At 40.9% G+C, this 1,795-nt stretch carries 1 protein-coding gene; it reads right to left on the bottom strand.

The features are described 5' to 3' along the window. Nucleotides 1-1,564: PTS mannitol transporter subunit IICB (locus LD39_RS19455; protein WP_369793266.1), on the bottom strand; the 1,564-nt coding region annotated here is incomplete at its 3' end. Nucleotides 1,565-1,795 lie beyond the last annotated feature (231 nt).

Genomic DNA, 1,795 nt, shown 5'->3' with positions numbered 1-1,795 from the left:
TTCCAGCATCACAAGCAAATATGATTTTTTCGACATTTGAACGGTCCAAGGATGGAACATCAGCTGGAATCTCAACTTCATCATCAGCCACACTTGAGTCACTCGTTAATTCTTTTACCAACTCATCGTATTTTGGACTGTTCAAGAAATTCTCTACTGAAATATGGTGCGCATGTGGAACTTTTTGCATCGCACGTTCCGTTAAATCTTTGTGTGTGATAACAACATCAACATCCTGAGGTAAATCATTGATTGCCATATTCGTTACATCAATATTAATATCTGCTTTTTTGAATTTATTCTTCAGCAAGGATGCACCCATGGCACTTGAGCCCATTCCAGCATCACAAGCAAATATGATTTTTTCGACTTTGGAATAATCAAGTTCAGGAACGTTGTCTGTGTTTTTATTTTCAGCTGTAGCTTTAGTTTCTTGTTTCCCGGATAATTGGTCGGATACTCGACTCTTCTTCCCTTTCATACCTTCCATCTTAGCTGTTGCTTCTTCCATATCTCCATCGCCTTCATCTTTGCTCGCTTTCAAAATAATGGACGATACGATAAATGAAACAGTTGCAGCTACGACCACACCTGCAATCACTCCAACATAGCTGCCTCTTGGTGTCATACCTAAAACGGCAATGATACTCCCCGGTGAAGCTGCAGCGGTCAGTCCTGCATTAAAGAAAGAAAAGGTTGCTGTTCCTGAAACACCGCCAGCAATGGCACCAAGAATGACTAAAGGCTTGGATAGAATATACGGGAAATAAATCTCATGAATTCCACCCAAAAACTGAATAACTGCTGCACCTGGAGCGGTTTGTCTAGATGTTCCTTTTCCAAAGAACATAAAGGCTAGCAAGACACCAAATCCTGGACCAGGGTTTGCTTCAAGTAAGAATAGAATCGATTTTCCTGTTTCTACGGATTGTTCTGTACCAAGTGGTGTTAAAATTCCGTGGTTGATTGCGTTGTTTAGAAATACTACTTTGGCAGGTTCTATGAACAAGTTTGCTAATGGTAGTAAGCCAGCAGAGATTAAGAAGTCTACTCCTACACCAAGAAGTTCCGTAATACCTGAAAAGAGTGGACTCAACGTGTAGTAAGCGAGTGCGGCTAGTACTGCTCCTAAGATCCCTGCTGAAAAGTTATTAACAAGCATTTCAAAGCCTTGGCGAACTTTCCCATCGAAAAATTCGTCTACTTTTTTAATTAAGTAACCAGCAATCGGACCAACGACCATGGCCCCGAGGAACATCGGTGTATCCGGTGAACCGACAATGACACCCATAGCAGCCGTCGCAGCGACGACTCCTCCGCGTAACCCATGAATTAAGCGTCCACCTGTAAAAGCAATTAATAATGGCAATAGATACGTGATCATCGGGCCAACCATAGCGGCTAAGTCTTCGTTCGGGAACCACCCGTCCGGAATGAATAATGCGGTTATAAGTCCCCAAGCGATAAATGCAGCGATGTTTGGCATGATCATACTGCTTAAAAAGCTTCCAAATTTCTGGACTTTCGCCCTAACTCCTGATTTCTCATTGTTTTGAGCCATCAAAGCTCCTCCTTCGTCTCTTTCGTTTTTGTATTTTATCTTAATTTCATTTTAAAGCGGTTTCATGTGTCTATTCAATGAAATGTAAATGCATGTTTGTCAGAAGCATTGTTGACATTTTTAAATTGAGATAATTCTAATAGAAGAAACACGGATTGATTTCTGAAGGATTCGTTAGATTTTCTTTATTCAACGAAAGCTCCCGATTGTTGAAGACTCAGTTTCAAGATAATG

Origin of the sequence: Halobacillus sp. BBL2006, assembly GCF_000786645.1 — a bacterium.
GTDB lineage: Bacteria > Bacillota > Bacilli > Bacillales > Halobacillaceae > Halobacillus.
Note: the sequence above shows the minus strand (reverse complement) of the source record. Positions and strands in the feature narration are given on the sequence as shown.